Raw genomic sequence first — 19,068 nt, forward strand, 5'->3', positions numbered from 1 at the left:
AGATTTATAATTTGAATAACTGTTTAAAGCGCCCATAGGCATCCTGCCATTCTGATTGGTTTTGAGGTTCATAGGTTTTAACCGGGAATGATCGTTCCACAATCTCCCGCCCTTCCTTCAAATCTTTTATTTCTCCAAGGGCAATCCATTGAGATAAGGAATTTCCAATTGAACTGGCTTCCACAGGGCCCGATATAACAGTCTTATTTGTTGCATTGGCTGTAAATTGGCACAAGAATTGATTCTGGATGCCTCCGCCGCCCATATGAATAATTTCTAGTTTCTTTCCGGTCAGAGCTTCTATCTTTTCAATGACCCACCTATATTTCAATGTTAGGCTCTCCAGGATGCATCTCAGGAAATCACCCATTGTTTCCGGTGGTTGCTGATTCGACCCAATGCAATAATTTCTGATTTGTTCGGTCATATTTTCAGGATTGAAAAATTGTGGATCATCTGGGTCAATCAATCTTTGAAATGGTCGGGTATTCTCGATTAGCTGTGCTTCATCTTCATATGTAATCCTCTGTCCTTCTTTTTCCCAAATAGATCTGCACTTTTGTATGAGCCATAGCCCCATTGTATTTTTGAGGAGGCGATATTTGCCATCTGCGGTCCCCTCATTTGTAAATCCCCACATAAGTGCATTTTTGCTAACAACAGGCTCATTCACCTGAACTCCCATCAGAATCCATGTTCCACAGCTCATAAAAGCCGCGCTTTCCGACTGGATTGGCAGGGATGCAAGGGCACATGCTGTATCATGTCCGGCTCCGGCAATAACTTTGACAGAGGAGATGCCTGCCTCGATATTTACCGAGTCAAGCGTAGGACCAAGCACAGTTCCAGGCTGTACAATATCTGCCATGAATTCAGAAGGAAGATTCAGCCTTTCCATCACTTCATAATCCCAATTATGCCTTTTAAAATTAAAAAGGGAGGAAGTTGTGCTGATCGTAAACTCATTCGCCTTGACACCTGATAGCATATAGCTGATTAGGCTGGGAGTCAGCAAAAGCGTCTCTGTCTTCTCCAATAGATACGGGTTTCTTTGTTTAATGGCATACAGCTGGCAAATCGTATTAATTGCGGCCGGCTCTACACCTGTCCGCTCAAATAATTCTTCCCTTGGAATGCGGCCAAATATTTCCGCTAAACTTTCTTTCGTCTGCGGGTCTCTGTATGAATAGGGATTCCCAAGAAGCTCCCCTGTTGCAGAGAGAAGCCCAAAATCAACGCCCCACGTGTCGATTGATAAACTTTCAATGGCCTTATGCCCTTTCAGGAAACTTTTGGCCATTCCATTTTTCATTTCCTGAAAAATCCTGAGTATATCCCAATAATAATGGCCAGTCAGATGTATCGGTTGATTAGGGAAACGATGAATTTCTTCGAGAAAAAAGCTTTTGCCATCAAATCCATTTACCATCAAGCGGCCGTTTGAGGCACCTAAATCAAAAGCCCATACTTTTTTCATTCATTCTCCCCCTTTTTGGAAGAATCTAAGTTATTTTGACTCCTTCAAAAGCTTCTGCCTGTACTTTTCGGAGGAAAGATCCCTCAAATCTTGACATTCCTCTTCCGTTAAAATTCTTGGAACCCCTACAGTGGATGCGATTGTAAAAACCTTCGCCGATTCTTCTATAATTTGCATGAAAAAATAGGCTTCCTTCATTGTTTTTCCAACCGTTAACACTCCATGATTTCTCATTACGATCACGTCTGTATCAGCAATAACCTCTGCTACTGCGTTTGCCAGCACATCTGTTGTCGGAATTAAATAATCCAGGTAGGAAACATTTCTGACCATTGCCGGAAAGTCCGGGAACATGCTTGGAATGCTGCATCCGGCCGAGGACACACCTACCGAGTAGCTTGGATGCGCATGCATTACAGCTGTAATATCAGGGCGTTTGCGAAAGCATTCCAGATGCATGAGTACCTCGGATGAAGGTTTTAAATCATCAAGCACTTCACCTGTATCAATATCGACGCGAACCCATTGGCTGTCTTCAATTTCCTGCAGATCGAAGCCGCTTGGAGATATGTACATGATATTTCCTTCCCGCATACTAAGATTGCCGCCAGCCCCGACAACCAAACCGGATGTTACAATCTTATCTGCGTATATTCTTAAGTCTTTAAGTACTTGTGACAAAATAATCACCCCGTATATTTGTTTGCTATTTTATTCTCTCTATTAAAGACTTGACGACTTTCAGGTTCATAAGTGAACTTTCACCAGAATACACCGGCTTTTTGTTATTAATTACACAGTCTGCGAAGTGCTCAACTTCCAATAAGTACTGGTCTCCGTATATAGTGAACTTTCTGTATTCATTTTCCTGTGTAAGTTCTACAATCCCAACTCCTGAATTTAAATCAGGCCTGTAGGAATGCGGAACACGGATAGACCCATTCGAACCGATAATTTCATATTCATTTTTCATTACTGCATCAAAGCTGCACATGAGGGTTGCATGGATATTGCCCGGATAGAATAAGGCCGCAGAAGCGGTTGTATCCACCCCATCCTGATTCATTTCCGCTGTGACTTCGATGCTAAGGGGCTCTGTTCCCAGAATATTATTGATAGAGTTTACACAATAAGATCCGATATCATAAAGGGCTCCTCCACCAAGCTCAGGGTTAAGACGAATATTCCCCTCCCTGTCTTCCATATAAAACGAGAAGCAGGCACGCACCATTTTAATATTCCCGATTGCTTTTTCAGCAAGTAAGTCCTTCACTTTCTGGTGCTGTGGATGGAACCGGTACATGAATCCTTCCATAAAAAGTACTCCGTTTTCCTTACATGCTGAAATCATGTCTTCAAGCTGTCCGACTTCGAGTGCAGCCGGTTTTTCACAAAGCACATGCTTATTTGCCTTGGCAGCCTTAATAGTCCACTCGTAATGCATGTTGTTGGGAAGCGGTATATATACAGCGTCGATATAAGGGTCAGCTAACAGCTGCTCATAACTATCATAGGCCACGGGAATTTGAAGCGAATGTGCTGCATCCGCCGCCCTTCCGCTGCTGCTTGCAATAGCGTAAACCTCACCATTGGAAGATTTTCTAATAGCAGGAATTAACTGCTCCACTGCAATATTGGCGGTGCTTAATATCCCCCATTTGATTTTATTGTTCATTGAATTCACCTCAGCTTATAGTGGTTCCGATATTGGTCTCATGAATAATTCTATGACTCTGCTTTTTGGAGACTGCTCCAGCATAAACAGAATACCCTTTACCACGTCCTCGGCATCCAGGAACTGTTCCATCGCCGGGTCATTTAAAGTGCGCCCCGTGCCAATAGCAAAATTTGTATTAATTCCTCCTGGACATATGCTGCCGACTTTAATACCGTATTGCCGAACCTCATGGTCTAATGCCTGCGAGAACCCGATCTGGGCAAATTTGGTCGCACAGTAGACGGTTTCGTTCGGAAGTCCCTTTTTCCCAGCTACAGAAGCAACATTCAAGATATGGCCGTATCTTTGCTGTTTCATAAATGGAAGGACAGCCTTTGTGAATAGGAAAGTGCTCCTCATGTTGGTATTCATCATCGCGTCATAATCCTCAATACTAAGATCGTCCAACGGCCCATAAATACCGATACCTGCATTGTTAACAAGAATATCCACTTTTCTAAAATGTTCTATTGTATAATTAATAGCCCTATCCACCGTCTCCTCTTTCGAAACGTCCCCAGAAATCTGAAGTAATGTTGTTCCGGATGAAGCCTGGATTTCCCTTGTTTCGTTGTCCAGGTCCCTTAGATCTTGTTCATTTCTTGTGATAGCTACTACGTTTGCTCCCAGCTGCAGCAATTGTTTGGAAAGCTCTTTGCCTACTCCTTTGCCGGCGCCGGTAACGATAGCCGTTTTTCCCTCAAAAGTCATAATGGTTCCTCCTTAGCATTAGGGGAAGTGTTGTTCTTCTATGTAATAGTTTTGTATGAAAGATATTTGTAGGCGCATTTATTATGCATAAAAAAGATTCTATGATTTTTTTAGAAAAAGAGAGGGTGCCCGCATCCTTCGGGCAGCCCCCCTTATTCTATTTTTTATTCGTATAAAACAGCCTTGATTTCTTTATCATCGATGTTTTCTTTGTCATACCAGAAGAAACCAGTATCAATGTTTTTCTCTACTTTCTCGCCATTGATGGCAGCAACTGCAGCTTTGACAGTTTCATATCCAATGCCAATCGGATTCTGTGTAATCGCCCCTGTCATTGAACCATTTTTGATGGCGTCTATTTGTTGTTTACCAGAGTCGAATCCGATTACCACCAGGTCTTTTTTGTTCAATTCGGATACAGCGTTAACAACACCGATGGCAGACCCTTCGTTTGTTCCAAAGATACCAGCAAGGTCTGGATGGGCTTGCATGATTGCTTTTGCAGCATCGGTAGATTTGAGATGGTCTCCGCCACCGTATTGAATGTCAACAATTTCGATGTCTGGATAATCTTTTTTGATTTTATCAACGAATCCATCGCGGCGCTGGATGCCTGTCTGACTAACCTGGTCATGTGCTACTACCGCCACTTTGCCTTTACCGCCAATATGTTCAGCCATCTTGTCAGCAGCCAGGGCAGCCGCTGCGCGGCTGTCAGTTGCTGCCGTAGCAAGCGGAAGGTCACTTTCTACCCCGGAGTCAAATGCAATAATAGGAATTTTCTTATCTGCTGCTTCCTGTAGAAGAGGAACGGAAGCCTGGCTATCTAATGCTGCAAATCCAAGAGCATCTGGCTTTTTATCCAAAACAGCCCGCAGCATTTCTACTTGCTTGTCAACCTGTGACTCACTTTCAGGACCTTCAAATGTTATTTTTACATCCATTTCATCAGCTGCCTGTTCAGCTCCTTTTTTAACAGCCTGCCAGAATTGATGCTGGAATCCTTTTGAAATGATGGCAACATACTTTTGTCCGTCATCATTTCCTCCTGCCGAACCAGAATCTTTTTCATCTGAGTTCGCGGAATCTGAATTACATGCGCTCAAAACCATTGAGAGTGAAAGCATTGCAGTTAAAAAAATACTTTTTTTCTTTTTCAAGTCCTATTCCCCCTAAAATTTTTATATTAATCTCAAAAAGAGAGTAATACCCGGAATTACTTTGCTTTTTTATTTCTCAGAACATCTGTGTATACCGCAAACAGGATGACTATACCTACAACCACTGTCTGCCATTCCTGGGGAACTGACATGATGCGAAGCCCGTTTGTCAGTACACTCATGATCATAGCTCCAATGACTGTGCCAAGAATGGTGCCTTTTCCTCCGGCCAATGAAGTACCGCCAATAACAACTGCTGCAATCGCTTCCAATTCATAGCCTTGTCCAAGGGCCGGCTGTGCTGAATTCAAACGGGCTGCCATTACCAAGCCGGCAATACCTGTGAAAACACCTGCCAAAACATAAATGATGATCTTCCACTTGTTTACATTTACGCCAGAAAGGCGTGTTGCTTCTTCATTGCTCCCAAGCGCAAAAGTATACCTGCCAATTATGGTTTTATTCAGGATGATCCCTGCAATGATCGCCATTACAAAAAAGATAAGAACGGCATTAGGAATCTTTAAGCCAGGAATGATATTGCCCATAGCAATTTTTGTGAATTCTGGAGAAGCAGTGAAATAGATTGGAGCTGCACCTGATATAACAAGAGCCAACCCTTTTGCAATCATCATCATTGCAAGTGTTGCAATGAAAGGCGGTATATTCATTTTGGCTATAGCCAGCCCGGAAATTAATCCGGCTACGGCTCCTGTCAATATCCCTCCAATTACGCCAACGATAACCGGAAGCCCCATGCTTGTTATAAAAATACCCGTCATTACCGATGTGAGGGTCATGACTGTCCCGACAGACAAGTCGATACCGCTTGTGATGATAATAAAGGTTGCACCTAGGGCAAGGATTCCAATAACAGAAGTAGATAACAGGATTCCGATAATGTTATCAAATTGAAAGAAATTGGGTGAAGCTAGTGAAAAAAAGATTACCATAACTATTAAGCTGGCAAATGCCAGAAACTGCTGTAGTGCATTCGATTTAAACCTGATCTTTTTCTCTTTGTCTTCTATTATTATTTGTGTACTTGGAGTTTCCATTAAACAACACTCTCCTTAGAAATTTGAAAGCTGATGTTCTGTTTAACCAATTCTCTGGGTAGCCAGGGTCATAATCGATTCCTGCGAGATATTTTCGTCATTGATTAACTCGCCCGTTATCCTGCCTTCGCACATTACGATAACCCTATGGCTCATCCTTAAAACTTCGGGAAGTTCCGAGCTAATCATAATAATCGATTTTCCTTGTGCGGCCAATTCATTCAATAAATTGTAGATTTCATCTTTTGCACCTATATCGATGCCTCTCGTTGGTTCGTCAAAAATTAGAATATCTGAATCCCGGGTCAGCCACTTGGCTATAACGACTTTTTGCTGGTTTCCACCGGAGAGGTTCTTGACCAGCTGGTTTATGGACGGAGTCTTTATGCGTAATGATTTGACCATCGCGCTAGATTGATCGTTTATCTTAGGATTATTTAAGCTTCCAAGTTTTAGATAATCCTTCATCGTGGCAATGGTTATGTTTGCTTTTACATCCATCTCGAGCATTACACCATATTGTTTCCTGTCCTCCGAAAGGTAGCCTATGCCATGCTGCACAGCATCGGTTGGACTTTTTATCCGGGCTGGTTTCCCATTGATTATGATTTCACCTGAATCACGCATATCAGCCCCAAAGATTGCACGGGCCACTTCAGTCCTGCCGGCACCCATCAGTCCGGCAAAGCCTAGGATTTCACCTTTGTGGAGGTCAAAGCTTACATTCTTTATGACATTCCCACGATTTAAATTCTTGACTTCGAGGACTTTCTCGCTGTTCCTGTTTTTTATTTCAGGCCTTTGGTTTTGGTATATTTGCCTTCCAACCATCATGGAAATGATCTGATCAATAGTTGCTTCTTGAGTATTTACGGTTCCGATATATGTACCATCACGCATTACGGTAACGCGGTCAGTGATCCTTTTTAATTCTTCCATCCGGTGCGATATATATATGATTCCTACACCATCGCTGCGTAGCTTCCTGATCATTGTAAATAGTGAATCTATTTCTGTATCTGTCAGTGCTGCTGTAGGTTCATCCATAATCAAGATTTTGGAATTGAAAGAAAGCGCTTTTGCAATTTCAACCATCTGCTGCATTGCAACAGACAAATTCCCTACTTTATCTTTTGGATTCAGCTTAATATTTAATGTTTCAAACAAATTTTTGGCCCTGTCATTAAGTTTTTTTTCATCCAGGAAAAGGTCGAACATTTTTTTTGGTTCCCGGCCGATAAAAATATTTTGGGCCACAGTCAGATCCGGAGCCAAATTCAATTCCTGATGGATAATGCTTATTCCCAGATTTTGAGCTGTACGTGTATCAGGAACATCGATTTCTTTCCCTTGATAAAGGATTGAACCGGAATCTTTACTGTGAATGCCAGTGAGAACCTTCATTAACGTGGATTTACCTGCTCCATTTTCCCCTAGAAGGGCATGAACCTCACCTTTATTGAGTTCAAAATCAACGTTTGATAGCGCTTGCACTCCAGGGAAAGCTTTACTGATCCCTTCCATTCTTAGCAATAATTCACCCATTTTATCACCTACCAGTTCTATCAATATGTGTGTAAACGTTTACACAATGAAGCAAAAAAATTTGACCTAAAAGACAAAAAAATTAAAAGAAAAAACAGGTAATTCTACATTTTTTTCTTTTTTTTGGGTTTGTTTGTAATTAATTGTATTTGAGTATTTTTGAAAAATCAACCAAAAAATTAAAAATATTCGAAAATCTTATTTCTATTTGTCAATTACAACCCCTTTTTTTAGAATAATATTTGCGTAAAGCGCACTTTCCCCCGTTGCCACAATGGCATATGCTTTTTTGGCGCGTTCATAAAAATCAAACCGGTCAATCATTTCAAACGAATTAAAATGAGAGTCATATTTTTTTATTACATGACTGAATTCTCTCCAAATTGGCGGTTCCGAGTTTTCCCCAACTACTTTCATCAGTGAAACAGGTTGTTCCGTATAAGTATCAAGCGGGAAAAACTTTAAAATCGCATCCAATATGTCAGGGACATTATGCCCATCACACCTTACAAGGTTTGCCGCACAAGAAGCAGCCGGGAAATTGCCATCGGCAAGCACGATCTCATCTCCATGTCCCATTTCCATAAGAATTTTTATTAGGTCAGGGCTAATAATTTTTGGTATTCCTTTTAACATGGCAAATTTCCTCACTATATAAATATTTTGGTTTTTAAAAAACGCTTTATTTTTCATCTGTTTTATGTGTAAAAAGGTATATCTTTTATTCGATCATAAAGGACTTTGAATCGTTCAAGTTGTTCAGCATAGATTTCAGTATGCTGCTGGTTTGGTTCGTATATATTTCCAGTATGAATCAGGGAAGCGGCATCTTCAAAGCTTGGAAACATACCAACGCCAACTCCTCCTGCAATGGCTGCCCCGATTGAAGTTGCTTCGGAGGCATTTTCTGTTAACCGGACAGGGAGATTCAAAACATCGCTTATGATTTGGATAAATGTCCCGCTTTTGGCCAGTCCGCCGATCATTCTTATTTCTCGTTTGCTGCCTGCGTTATTTATAATTTCTGATATGCTGGCAAGGGAAAAGGCAATGCCCTCCAGTACAGATTTCGCAATATCAAAACGATTATGTTCGAGGCTTAGTCCAAAGAAGCTTCCTCTCGCCTTGTCATTCCATATAGGTGAACGTTCTCCTAGTAAATACGGATGGAAGATTACTCCGCGGGAACCCGCAGGAACCGTTTTAAGCTGGGTCTCAAAATCACTGTATTCGGGTTCCACGGACACAGTTTCCCAATCTGTTATTGAAGAAAGCTGCTTTATTGCCCATTCATAAGCGGAACCGGCCGTTTGCATCGTTCCCAGGACATTATAGTATTTTGGATTTAAATCACAAATGGTGAAAACACGCTTATCTGGGTCAATAAATGGTTTGTCCGCAACCTTTGAAACCCATGCAGTTGTTCCCAGGCTGAGATATGTCTCATCTTTTGCCAGACAGCCGGCTCCTACTGTTGCACAAGCCCCATCTCCTCCTCCAATGATGACAGGGGTTCCTTCGACCAATCCCGTTACCAGTGCTGTACTTTTTTGCACATAACCAATTACCTCGGTTGAAGGGACTGGTGTTGGCATTTTGGTTAAATCAAGTCCGGTTTCTTTAAAGATAGAAGCTTCCCAATCCCTGGTTTCCAAATTGAAAGCACCCGTCAAAGAGGCATCTGAATAATCCGTGACCCCTAAATTGCCAGTCAGCCTAAAGGCCAGATAATCTTTAGCCTGAAGAAAGTATTTTGCCTTGCTGTACATTTCAGGGTTCTCTTTCTTCATCCAATACATCTTTAATAATGGATACCGTGATTCAAGCCGATTTCCCGTGATCCCATACAGCTGATCTTCACTGATTTTTGAGTAAATCTCACTTTCTATTTCACTGCTTCTTGTATCCGCATGGATCATCGACCGCATTAGGGGTTTGCCGTCCGAATCGACTGGCAGACAGCCGTTCATATGGGCACTGAAGGAGATACCCGCAATTTCCCGGGGATTAATATCCTTTAACACCTGTACCGTTGTCTCACAGAAATTTCTCCACCAGTCCGACGGATCTTGTTCTGCAATGCCGCCTTTTTGATAAAAAGTAGGATAAGCTCTTGCCGCGGAGGAAACAACTTCCCCCTCATCATTAAAAACAGTACATTTATGGTTGGTCGTACCAATATCATGAGCAATAATGTATGCAGGCATTGCTACTCCTCCAGGCTTACATATTTTTTAAATGGTCCTGCAGTCCTTGCCAATCATTATCAAACTGAGTCCTTCCTATATCTGTCATTGGATGCCGTATCAGCTCCGAGAATATTTTATAAGGCATTGTTACAGCCTTGGCACCAAGCATGGCCATTTCGACTATGTCATAGCTTCCCCTTAAGCTTGCTCCAATTACCTTTGTATTAAATTGCTGTTTTTCATAGACACTCACTATTTCTCTTATAAGCTGGTATCCCGACCATCCTGTATCATTAATCCTTCCTACATAAGGACTGACATAGCTTGCCCCTGCTTTTGCTGCAAGTATCGCCTGTGAAACAGAAAAAACCAGGGTCATGTTTGTCTCAATTCCCTCTTTGGAGAGGATATGACAGGCATTTAATGCTTCCACACCCATTGGAAGCTTGATGACCGGTCTGTTAATAACCGAAATCATCTCCTTTGCTTCATCCACCATATCTCCAGCCTTTTCACTTGTTACCTGGTACCACACCTTGCCCCTCACTAATGAATTAATTTCCACCAAAACTTCCCTTGGCGGCAGTTTTTGCTTAGACAAAATCGTAGGGTTTGTTGTAACACCATCCAGAATAGACAGCTGTGAAGCAGATTTAATTTCTTTTATATCCGCCGTATCAATAAAAATCTCCATAGGATACAATCACCTCGAAATAATAAATTTCCTGTTAACATTACTAAAAATTATTTGGTATCGAACTCGGTCATATGGGAAATCTGTAATTATACTTATCAATAAAACTACATAACAAGGAACTTTTATCTTCGTAATGAAAGATAAAAATTCCTTGACTTAAGTTGTTGATAATCTTTGATTTTGATTATCTGGTAAACGCTGCCGCTACCCCGCCATCCACGGTGATCATGCAGCCGGTTGTTTTCTCTGCTTTTGAAGACGCCAAAAATGCAATAGACTCGGCAATATCTCTAGGATAAATATTCACAAGCAACGTTGTCCGTTTGCGGTAATGCTCCTCCAATAGGTCCGGGTGTATGCCATATGCGGCAGCCCTTTCCTCCCTCCACCTTGAACCCCATATTGCCGAACCTTGCAGGACGGCATCCGGCAGGACAGAGTTGACACGGATACCGAATTCCCCGCCTTCAGCAGCAATGCAGCGGGCCAAATGAGTTTCCAGTGCCTTGGCCGAGCTGTAGGCTGCGGCATTTTTACCGGCGTAGACAGAGTTTTTCGACCCGATAAATACCATGTTGCCGCCCAGTCCCTGCTGCTTCATTTGCCTGAACGCTTCACGGGCCACAAGAAAGTATCCTGTCCCGAGCACATTCATATTCAGGTTCCATTCCTGCAGAGTAGTTTCATCTATTGGACTTGATGTTGCAAGGCCGGCGTTGTTGACTATAATGTCGACTCCGCCAAATGCAAGTGCTGTTTGCGCAAATGCTTCAAGCACCTGCTCTTCCTTGGTTACGTCCATCTTGATTGCCATTGCGCGCCCGGCGCCAAACTTTTCATTGATTTCGGCAGCGACGTTTTCCGCCCCTTCAAGATTTAGGTCTGCCAGTACAACATGGGCACCTTCAGATACAAGGCGCCGTGCTGTTTCACTTCCAATTCCGCCTGCGCCTCCGGTGATGAATGCCACTTTCCTGGAAAATTCAGCTTCGGCTGGAGCTAAGGTTAATTTGTAAAGCTCCAATGGCCAGTACTCCACATTATAGGATTCATTCTCACTCAAAGAAACAAAATTCCCGAGTGCAGTAGCGCCTTTCATTACGGCAATTGCCCGATTGTAAAGGGCTCCGCTTACTCTGGAATTTGCTGCATCCTTGCCCGTGTTCACCATGCCAATTCCGGGAATCAGTATGACGCGCGGTGCCGGTTCGAACATTTTATCGCCTTCATACTTGTTCCGTTCAAAGTAATTTCTGTATTCCTCTTTAAATCCCTCAATTCCCTCTTTGATGCTGGAAATCAGCAATTCTGCGTCCTTTGTTTGGGGGTCCCATTCCACAAACAGCGGTTTCATTTTCGTATGCACCAGATGGTCCGGACAAGCCGCTCCAATCTGTGACAGTTCAGGTGCCTGGAGGCTGTTAACGAACTGGAGGACATCCTCCCCGCGATCGAAGGATAAAATCATTTTCTTTTCATCGCTTACAGAGCCGCGGATGACCGGCATTACTTTTCCAAGCAACACTGCCGCATCTTCGTCGGAGAGAGATTCATATTTTTGCCCGCCGAAAACGGATTGTTCAATTATCCGTTCATTCATATATTCTTCGGCTTCGTTAATGATTGCTATTGTTTTTGCGTAGGACTGCCCGGAGGTCTCTCCCCAGGTAACAAGCCCGTGCTTTTCCATTAAAACAAGTTCGGCATTCGGATTGTTTTTGACTCCCTCGGCAATCATTTTCGACAGTGTGAAACCAGGGCGCACATACGGTACCCAGACAAAACGGTTCCCAAAAATCTCTTCCGCAATCTGCTTGCCATTATCAGCGCAGCAAATACTGATGATTGCATCCGGATGCGTGTGGTCCACATGCTTAAAAGGCAGGAATGCATGCAGCAGTGTTTCAATCGAAGCCCTTGGATGCTTGCTGTCGATCATGCAGTGAGAAAGATACGCAACCATCTCTTCATCTGACATTTCCTCGCGTTCAATCAAAGGACGGATATCATCCAACTTGAGCCCGGTAAAGTTTTGCGCTTTCATAGTCGCCAAATCGGAGCCGCTTCCTTTTACCCACATAACCTCTATATCACGTCCGCGAAAATCCTTCTCAATCGTCTTCATGGAAGTATTGCCGCCACCCCAGTTACAAACTGTGCGGTCTGTTCCAATCAAATTCGATCGGTAAACCAATTCCTCTACCCCATTTGTTATCTGTGAAGCCTTTTCAGACTCCCAAAGATTCTTAACCATCCGTATCCCTCCGTTTTATGTTTGTTATATCCTGTTATCATTATAATCTATGTTTGTTTGCTTTTGAAATATAAAGATAAACTTTTATTTATTTTGTATTATGTGTGTATACAAAAAAACAGTTGCCCATAACTGAAAACAATTTACAATTAGCATTATTTGCCCGGTAAAATTAGTAGATTGTGTGAATGTTATAATAGGATGCACCCTCTCCGAAAAAAAATAAATTTAGCGAAACCAACAAAAAGAACAAACAGAATTAAATAAATCAAAACAAATGTATTTTTGTTGATTTATTTTACCTAGTGTTAAATTAAAAACAACAATAGTGTGACTATCCTTTAAAAGAGTGTTTATTTCTATATACACCCCGACCAGCACAAGTTCCGTTTAAATTAGCGGTACTCTTTTCAATTTCGGCTACTAATCGACCCATCATTTTAAACGAGGTGAATTTTCCATGGATAGAATACTTGCCTAATCACAGAGAAATGTAACCGTTCTCATTTTGGAGTTTTATGAATGCTGGAGGTTAGAAAAAGATCATGATTAAGAAAAAAAGCCTATCAATAATTTTTATATTCTGCTTCTCTTATCGTTACTGTAAACGGTCTTACACAAGTATCACAAAAAGCAAACTCTACTGATAAAAAATGGTTCAGATAGTGACATGACGTTACGGTTTGACCAGGCGGCAAATGATTGGCTGCAAGCTTTCCCTATTGGTAATGGGAGACTGGATGCCATGGGTTTTTGGAGGCGTGATACAGGAACATCTACAATTGTACGTGGAAAGTCTCTAGGCTGGTGCTCCGGTAAACGATAACAATCCGAAGGCATTAGAATATTTGCCTGAAATGCAACGATTACTGCTTAATGGGAAAAATGAAGAAGCTAAATCATTAGCAGATAATATATCCTTGCTACACCGCCAAGTGTCCGATCATATCAGACCTTGGGGGACTTAACCATAGATCTAGGTGAAAATGGCTAAGTGCAAAATTACCGGCGTGAATTGGCAGAACCGGAGTGCATGATGGTATTGATTGGGGAATGTTCCCGATGGGCGGTCCATGGATGACGCTTCCATTAAGGGAACACTATGTATTTCATAAAGACAAAAAGCATCTAGAAAATGTGGCCTACCCATTAATGAAAGGCTCTGCTGAATTTGTGTTAGATTTCTTGGTGGAGGACAATAAAGGCAGGCTGGTAACGGCTCCCTCTTATTCCCCTGAAAACAGCTTCAAAATGCCAGGGACAGGGAAAGCCGCCCGCCTTACTTATGCTCCCACAATGGATACATATCCGTTTCATTTCATTTGAGAGGGATAGTTTTTTAACCTACTTTGACGCTGGGGCCAAAGGGGCTTCTGGGGTCGTTACCTTATCATAGAACTCTACAAATTTATCCCGATCTGCACTGTCACGGTGCGCCATCGCCACTCGCGGATGTTCATTGAGGACACCGGAGATCATGTAAGGAATGATATAGCCCCATTCCCACTTTTGACGCATTTCTATCATATGCTTTTCAATAACTCCAAGAACCGGCTTCAGTTCATAGCTTGGTTTTTGTATGTAGCTAACGAGAAGCTCTGTGTTACAGTTACCCGCCGCACGCCCCATGCCATAAACAGATGAATCAAGGAAAGTAACCCCACTTTGATAAGCAGCCAATGTATTGGCGAATGCAAGTTGCATGTTGTTATGCGTGTGGATCCCAAGTTGTTTATTCGGAACCATCTCTCTAAATTTTTTCACTTGATGTTCAATATCCGCAGGGTCTAAGCTTCCAAACGAGTCAACAATATATACAACATCTACAGGACTTGCTTTCACCATATCAAACGCTTTTAAAAGCTGCTGTTCAGGTACACTGGATAAGGCCATTATGTTGAGTGAAGTCTCATAACCTAAATCATGGAATAGTTTTACTAGCTCTAAGCCTTTATCCACTTCACGGATATAGCAAGCCACCCGTATCATATCTAAAACACTTTGCTCACGGGGAAGGATGTCATCTGGATCCACTCGTCCAATATCCACCAACGCAGACAGCTTCGTGAACTTTTTCTCAGGAATGATTTCTTTCAGAAAGTTATCGTCCAAAAATCTCCACGGATTGGGCTCAGACACGTTCAGAAGTCTGGCGGAATTTTTGTATCCGATCTCCATATATTCAACGCCGGCTGCACTTAGGCCATTATACAAATCCTGAACAAATTCGACGCTAAAATCCCAATTGTTGACTAAACCTCCATCACGGATGGTACAGTCTAAAATTTTGCTCTGATGTTCCAAATTGTAACCTCCCCTTATTCTGCTGATTACTCATACATAGTTTTATCTATGCTTATATCATGATTCATATAAAGACGTCAATCTTTAATAGATTTACTGTATAGAATCTGAGCAGCTGAAGGTAAAGCCACCAGTATTCCCGACAGCCGTTACAGGAAACACAAAAGGCAGCCCCCATTTTTTTGAGGGCTAACTGCCTTATTTTAAAATCAGTTGCGCCACGCACTGACATATCCGAGGTGTATGTGGCAATACAAAGGATGATGGTGAGTTGTTACTTCCCCATGAAAGGTGCATTTTATTTTTTTCTTTGTCACATTTGCATTTAGTAACTAGTGTGGGGCTGTTAAACAGTCATTTTCCAGCTTGATAAAGTCAACCAGTTTTCTTTTTCCTTATAATCAGGCATTATTTTACCAACTAGGCGCCAGAAGGATCGGTCGTGATTCAGATGAACCATATGGCACATTTCGTGAACGACTACATAGTCGATTACCTCCCGTGGTGCCATTGCGAGTCTCCAATTAAATGTTAACTGCCGTTTTGAATCGCAAGTTCCCCAGGCTGTTTTGCTATCAAAGATATGCACAGAACGTGGTTTTGTTTTGAAATCACTTCGATAGGAGGATATGCTTTTCTCCACTAAAGCTTTACACTGCTGGTAGTAAAACCGTTTTAAAGCTTGTTTTATTTTTTCAGCATCATACTGCTTTACATATATATGTAACTTTTCTTCTTTAAACATTACATGTTCTTGCGTTATATTTATATCTTGAAAGATCTCTATTGGATAGATATTTCCTAAATAAAGAAAACTCTCGCCATACTCATAGACCTTTTTCTGTGGCCCAAGCATCCTATCTTTCATTTCTTTTATTTTTTGCTGAATAAGATTCCATTTTTCCTCTATAACCTGCACCACTCTATCATCCGGTGTCCCTTTTGGGGCCTGGATCTCAATATTTCCAAAACGATCTACCGTAATTCCTATAGATGTTCGATTTTTGTAACTGATTTCAAAACGTATTGTTTCACCTGAGTAGGTATGTATCATGTAATCACCTGTAAGCTTCTTTAATGCATTATCCTCTGTATTTGACAGCCAGCCCTTTTAAGAAATTCCTGGCGTATTTATCTCCGCACTCTTTATAATTCTTATGCCCTTCTTTTCTTAGTAAAGCGCCAAGTTCTCCTTTTGAAACCGTGATTCCTGCTAGTTCGAATATATCCAGGATATCCTCAGTAGTTAATGCTAATGCTATTTTTACTTTCTTTAACAGGAGATTATTGACGTTTGCACTTTTCTTTATGGAAGATTCTGGCGTATCAAGCTGTCCTGGTCTCGGCTCTTGTTTTCCTCTTTTAAATATAATAAAACCATTTAAAAATGAATCAAACATACTGTTATTACATTTTATTTGATTGTCACTTTCAGCATCATCCTCCTCCGATTTTGTGAGAATCTTTATTACTTCTGGTACGGTTACATCCACGCCGCCAAGTTTAAATATCTCTGCCATTTCTTTATTTTTTATTTCCATTGCATATCTCAATCGAACTAATATATCGTTATTATCCACAATAGACCTCCTATATTTAAATTAATTATTGTCCTCTAAAGAAACAGGAACTATTGGTTCACTCTTTATTTCAATCTTCGCATGTTCCACGGCTGTCTTTTAGTATTCAAGCCATGATAACACTCAAATGTAGTTAGAGTTTCCATGTTTCACTTTTTTAATCGCCACATACTGAAACCAGTCCAATTAAGCTATATCAATGCTGTTTGTCCCATAGATGCTAAATCGGATATCAAAAAAGTAAATAGGCAACTTCCCAGCGCGTTAGCTGCCCTCTTTCAAGATTAATTTAGTGACTGCTTCCACATGCGTAGGGTTAGATATGATTCAAACTCCATTTATCTTTTCCTGATTTTAAAGCATTCTCAATAACGCTACTACTGAGATTATAACTTAAAATAATCTTAAAGGTGGGCAAAAAAAGAGAGTGTGTGATGTTTTTGTGGTCATGTGGTCATCTAAACGGTGGCCGCTTTTTTAATTAGGAATTACGATTTTAAAGGTTCCTTCATCACTCATTGACATAGCATTCGTGCTAACTAACGTTTCTTTTAAATTCCTGATACCTCTTTTCTTTGTAATTTCGAATAACCGCTTCTTACTCCTTAATGGATCTGACTTACCTAACCACAAATGGATATTCGTTTTCATAAAACTTGTGATTATTCCCCCCCCCAATCAATACATTCGGAAAATTACTCTCAAACGAATTGGATTGATAAAACTGAACGTATTTATCTAGTTTCACTAAAGCAAGCATGTAACGGGTATGAGCGCCATTCCTGGTGTCAGCCACAGTAAGCCGACACCAGGAATGGCGTATCGGTTAAAAAAATAGGAATTGAGAAAGATTGTCCCTTAATCAATTCCCGATGATGTAAATTTAACAGGATATTTACCAAGCAACACAACTTTATTTAGGAATATTTTTGGACTGTTTTAGGGATTTGTATTGTTCGCTACTTGCCCGTACCCCAAACAAATTCGTAGCCTTCAAAAAATTCCTGAAATAAAAATACCCATTTCTAGACACATGCCTATACCTAAACAAGAAACATGACATAAGGTATTCTATCCCCATTCGAAAGGTGGTGTTGTTATGTTCGGTGGCTGTGGTTGTGGTGGCTACGGTGGTTATGGATACGGTGGCTATGGCGGCGGTTTCGGCGGCGGTTTTGGCGGCGGTTTCGCTCTAATCATTGTACTTTTCATTTTATTGGTTATCATTGGCTGCTCATGTTTTAACTTTTAAACCTCCTAGTTCTGTACCATCTTTTCTAGTAATACACCGTTTTTAACAGCATCCTGCCTTATCCGTGTTTTAGTCAAACTCCAACCGTATCCAACAGGATATCCGCGTCCTGTTTATGAGATTCACTTCGTTAATATAAACGTTGCGCTGAGACTTACCACTCAGCGCTTTATCTCGGAATAAAGTACTTATTTTGTTACTGTAAATTTTTCAGAATAATATTTTTACATTCCAGTAACAATGTGGGCGAAATCAACATAAGTTATATTGTTAATGGCGACAACATGAAAACCTCTGATCGAAGGGGCCGTTTTTTGAAAATTCGGCTACTTCTAATTAAGTTACCTATACCGTTGACCTTTATTTGAATACATATATCGTGAACACATTTATCTTCTTCCCTTATTTCAGGGATAAGGGATTACCTCTACCAGTGTAATAGCTGGTTTAGGGTTACGTTGGAAAGATGTTGATCTAACTGAAAAAAAAGATAAGTGTTACTCAATCAGAAATTTATGACGAAGATCGTTTTCGATTTTCCGGCCTGAGGACAGCTTCCTCTAAACGAATGATTTGCCTCGATGATGACCTGGTAAATGAATGGAAAAAGTATAAAGCACAACAAAATCAATTCAAACTTGCATTAGGTTCTGAGTATAACAATATGGATTTAGTATGCTGCCGTTAAGATGGACAACCCCTATACGCTAGAACCTTAGCACTTCATTTTGATTCAATAATAAAAAAAGCGAGTGTACCTAAGATTCGCCTCCACGATTTTAGACACACCCATGCAATCATACTTTTAAAATTAGCAGAAAATCCTAGTTGTTAGAGAACGTCTAGGACATTCAACCGTAACAATGACCCTAGATACTTATTCCCATGTTACACCAAACATGCAAAAAATACAGCTGACAAATTCGGAAAAGCATTAGATAACTCAAACTTTTAATCGTGCCACAACTTCCATCTGTGGACTGTAATTGACAACACAAGGGATGGTGGTGATTTTACAAAAAAACTAACGAAACCAGTATCACCTGTTTCCTTGGGCACTACTTCATTTAAAACGCCATTTTATTGTGTTTTTTACTTATAGGCTGACAATTTATCAAAATAAG

Annotated in this window: 17 protein-coding genes; 3 read left to right on the plus strand and 14 right to left on the minus strand. The window is 41.1% G+C overall.

Translation table 11 applies throughout. The annotated features are described in order from the left end of the window. Window positions 1–4: 4 nt before the first annotated feature. The 11 genes from D0466_RS16825 to D0466_RS16875 form a co-directional block, all read right to left on the minus strand. A complete protein-coding gene (locus D0466_RS16825; RefSeq protein WP_117323707.1) occupies window positions 5–1,477 on the minus strand; it encodes a rhamnulokinase in 1,473 nt (490 codons plus the stop codon). A 30-nt stretch (window positions 1,478–1,507) separates the two neighbouring features. Beyond that, the gene (locus tag D0466_RS16830; RefSeq protein WP_117323708.1) at window positions 1,508–2,158 is read right to left on the minus strand and encodes a class II aldolase/adducin family protein; all 651 of its coding nucleotides are present in this window, start codon (window positions 2,156–2,158) and stop codon (window positions 1,508–1,510) included. A gap of 25 nt (window positions 2,159–2,183) precedes the next feature. Next, window positions 2,184–3,152 carry a Gfo/Idh/MocA family protein gene (locus tag D0466_RS16835; RefSeq protein ID WP_117323709.1) on the minus strand — a complete coding sequence of 323 codons (969 nt, stop codon included), beginning with the start codon at window positions 3,150–3,152 and terminating at the stop codon, window positions 2,184–2,186. A gap of 15 nt (window positions 3,153–3,167) precedes the next feature. After that, a complete protein-coding gene (locus D0466_RS16840) occupies window positions 3,168–3,905 on the minus strand; it encodes an SDR family oxidoreductase (RefSeq protein ID WP_117323710.1) in 738 nt (245 codons plus the stop codon). A 164-nt stretch (window positions 3,906–4,069) separates the two neighbouring features. Continuing rightward, on the minus strand, window positions 4,070–5,032 hold the full coding sequence (locus D0466_RS16845) for an ABC transporter substrate-binding protein (RefSeq protein WP_117323763.1): 963 nt from the start codon (window positions 5,030–5,032) through the stop codon (window positions 4,070–4,072). Window positions 5,033–5,121: 89 nt separating this feature from the next. Continuing rightward, window positions 5,122–6,123, minus strand: coding sequence for an ABC transporter permease (locus D0466_RS16850; RefSeq protein WP_117323711.1), 1,002 nt, complete (start codon window positions 6,121–6,123; stop codon window positions 5,122–5,124). Between the two features lie 42 nt (window positions 6,124–6,165). Further along, the gene (locus D0466_RS16855; RefSeq protein ID WP_117323712.1) at window positions 6,166–7,668 is read right to left on the minus strand and encodes a sugar ABC transporter ATP-binding protein; all 1,503 of its coding nucleotides are present in this window, start codon (window positions 7,666–7,668) and stop codon (window positions 6,166–6,168) included. Between the two features lie 204 nt (window positions 7,669–7,872). Continuing rightward, window positions 7,873–8,304: an RbsD/FucU family protein gene (locus tag D0466_RS16860; RefSeq protein WP_117323713.1), complete on the minus strand. Its 432-nt coding sequence runs from the start codon at window positions 8,302–8,304 to the stop codon at window positions 7,873–7,875. Between the two features lie 62 nt (window positions 8,305–8,366). Next, window positions 8,367–9,875, minus strand: a complete 1,509-nt coding sequence (locus tag D0466_RS16865) for a xylulokinase (protein WP_117323714.1) — start codon at window positions 9,873–9,875, stop codon at window positions 8,367–8,369. 16 nt (window positions 9,876–9,891) lie between these two features. Further along, on the minus strand, window positions 9,892–10,551 hold the full coding sequence (locus D0466_RS16870; protein ID WP_117323715.1) for a transaldolase family protein: 660 nt from the start codon (window positions 10,549–10,551) through the stop codon (window positions 9,892–9,894). A gap of 187 nt (window positions 10,552–10,738) precedes the next feature. Further along, window positions 10,739–12,808, minus strand: a complete 2,070-nt coding sequence (locus D0466_RS16875) for a bifunctional aldolase/short-chain dehydrogenase (protein WP_117323716.1) — start codon at window positions 12,806–12,808, stop codon at window positions 10,739–10,741. A 670-nt stretch (window positions 12,809–13,478) separates the two neighbouring features. On the opposite strand from D0466_RS16875, the gene D0466_RS22300 reads away from it, so the two are divergent. Together D0466_RS22300 and D0466_RS16880 are read left to right on the plus strand one after the other, a co-directional pair. Continuing rightward, a complete protein-coding gene (locus D0466_RS22300) occupies window positions 13,479–13,634 on the plus strand; it encodes a hypothetical protein (RefSeq protein ID WP_158555934.1) in 156 nt (51 codons plus the stop codon). Between the two features lie 203 nt (window positions 13,635–13,837). After that, a complete protein-coding gene (locus D0466_RS16880; protein ID WP_142919943.1) occupies window positions 13,838–14,134 on the plus strand; it encodes a glycosyl hydrolase family 95 catalytic domain-containing protein in 297 nt (98 codons plus the stop codon). Window positions 14,135–14,152: 18 nt separating this feature from the next. Here the strand turns inward: D0466_RS16880 and D0466_RS16885 are convergent, their stop codons facing one another. The 3 genes from D0466_RS16885 to D0466_RS16895 form a co-directional block, all read right to left on the minus strand. Next, the gene (locus tag D0466_RS16885; protein WP_117323718.1) at window positions 14,153–15,112 is read right to left on the minus strand and encodes an aldolase catalytic domain-containing protein; all 960 of its coding nucleotides are present in this window, start codon (window positions 15,110–15,112) and stop codon (window positions 14,153–14,155) included. A gap of 346 nt (window positions 15,113–15,458) precedes the next feature. After that, window positions 15,459–16,166: a M48 family metallopeptidase gene (locus tag D0466_RS16890; RefSeq protein WP_117323719.1), complete on the minus strand. Its 708-nt coding sequence runs from the start codon at window positions 16,164–16,166 to the stop codon at window positions 15,459–15,461. Window positions 16,167–16,194: 28 nt separating this feature from the next. Next, window positions 16,195–16,692, minus strand: a complete 498-nt coding sequence (locus tag D0466_RS16895) for a YehS family protein (RefSeq protein WP_117323720.1) — start codon at window positions 16,690–16,692, stop codon at window positions 16,195–16,197. A gap of 1,099 nt (window positions 16,693–17,791) precedes the next feature. Between D0466_RS16895 and D0466_RS16900 the strand changes: the two genes are divergently transcribed. After that, complete coding sequence (locus D0466_RS16900; RefSeq protein WP_117323721.1) at window positions 17,792–17,944, plus strand: YjcZ family sporulation protein; 153 nt, start codon at window positions 17,792–17,794, stop codon at window positions 17,942–17,944. The last annotated feature ends 1,124 nt before the right edge of the window (window positions 17,945–19,068 follow it).

Origin of the sequence: Peribacillus glennii, from assembly GCF_003429105.1 — a bacterium.
GTDB classification, from domain to species: Bacteria; Bacillota; Bacilli; order Bacillales; family DSM-1321; genus Peribacillus; species Peribacillus glennii.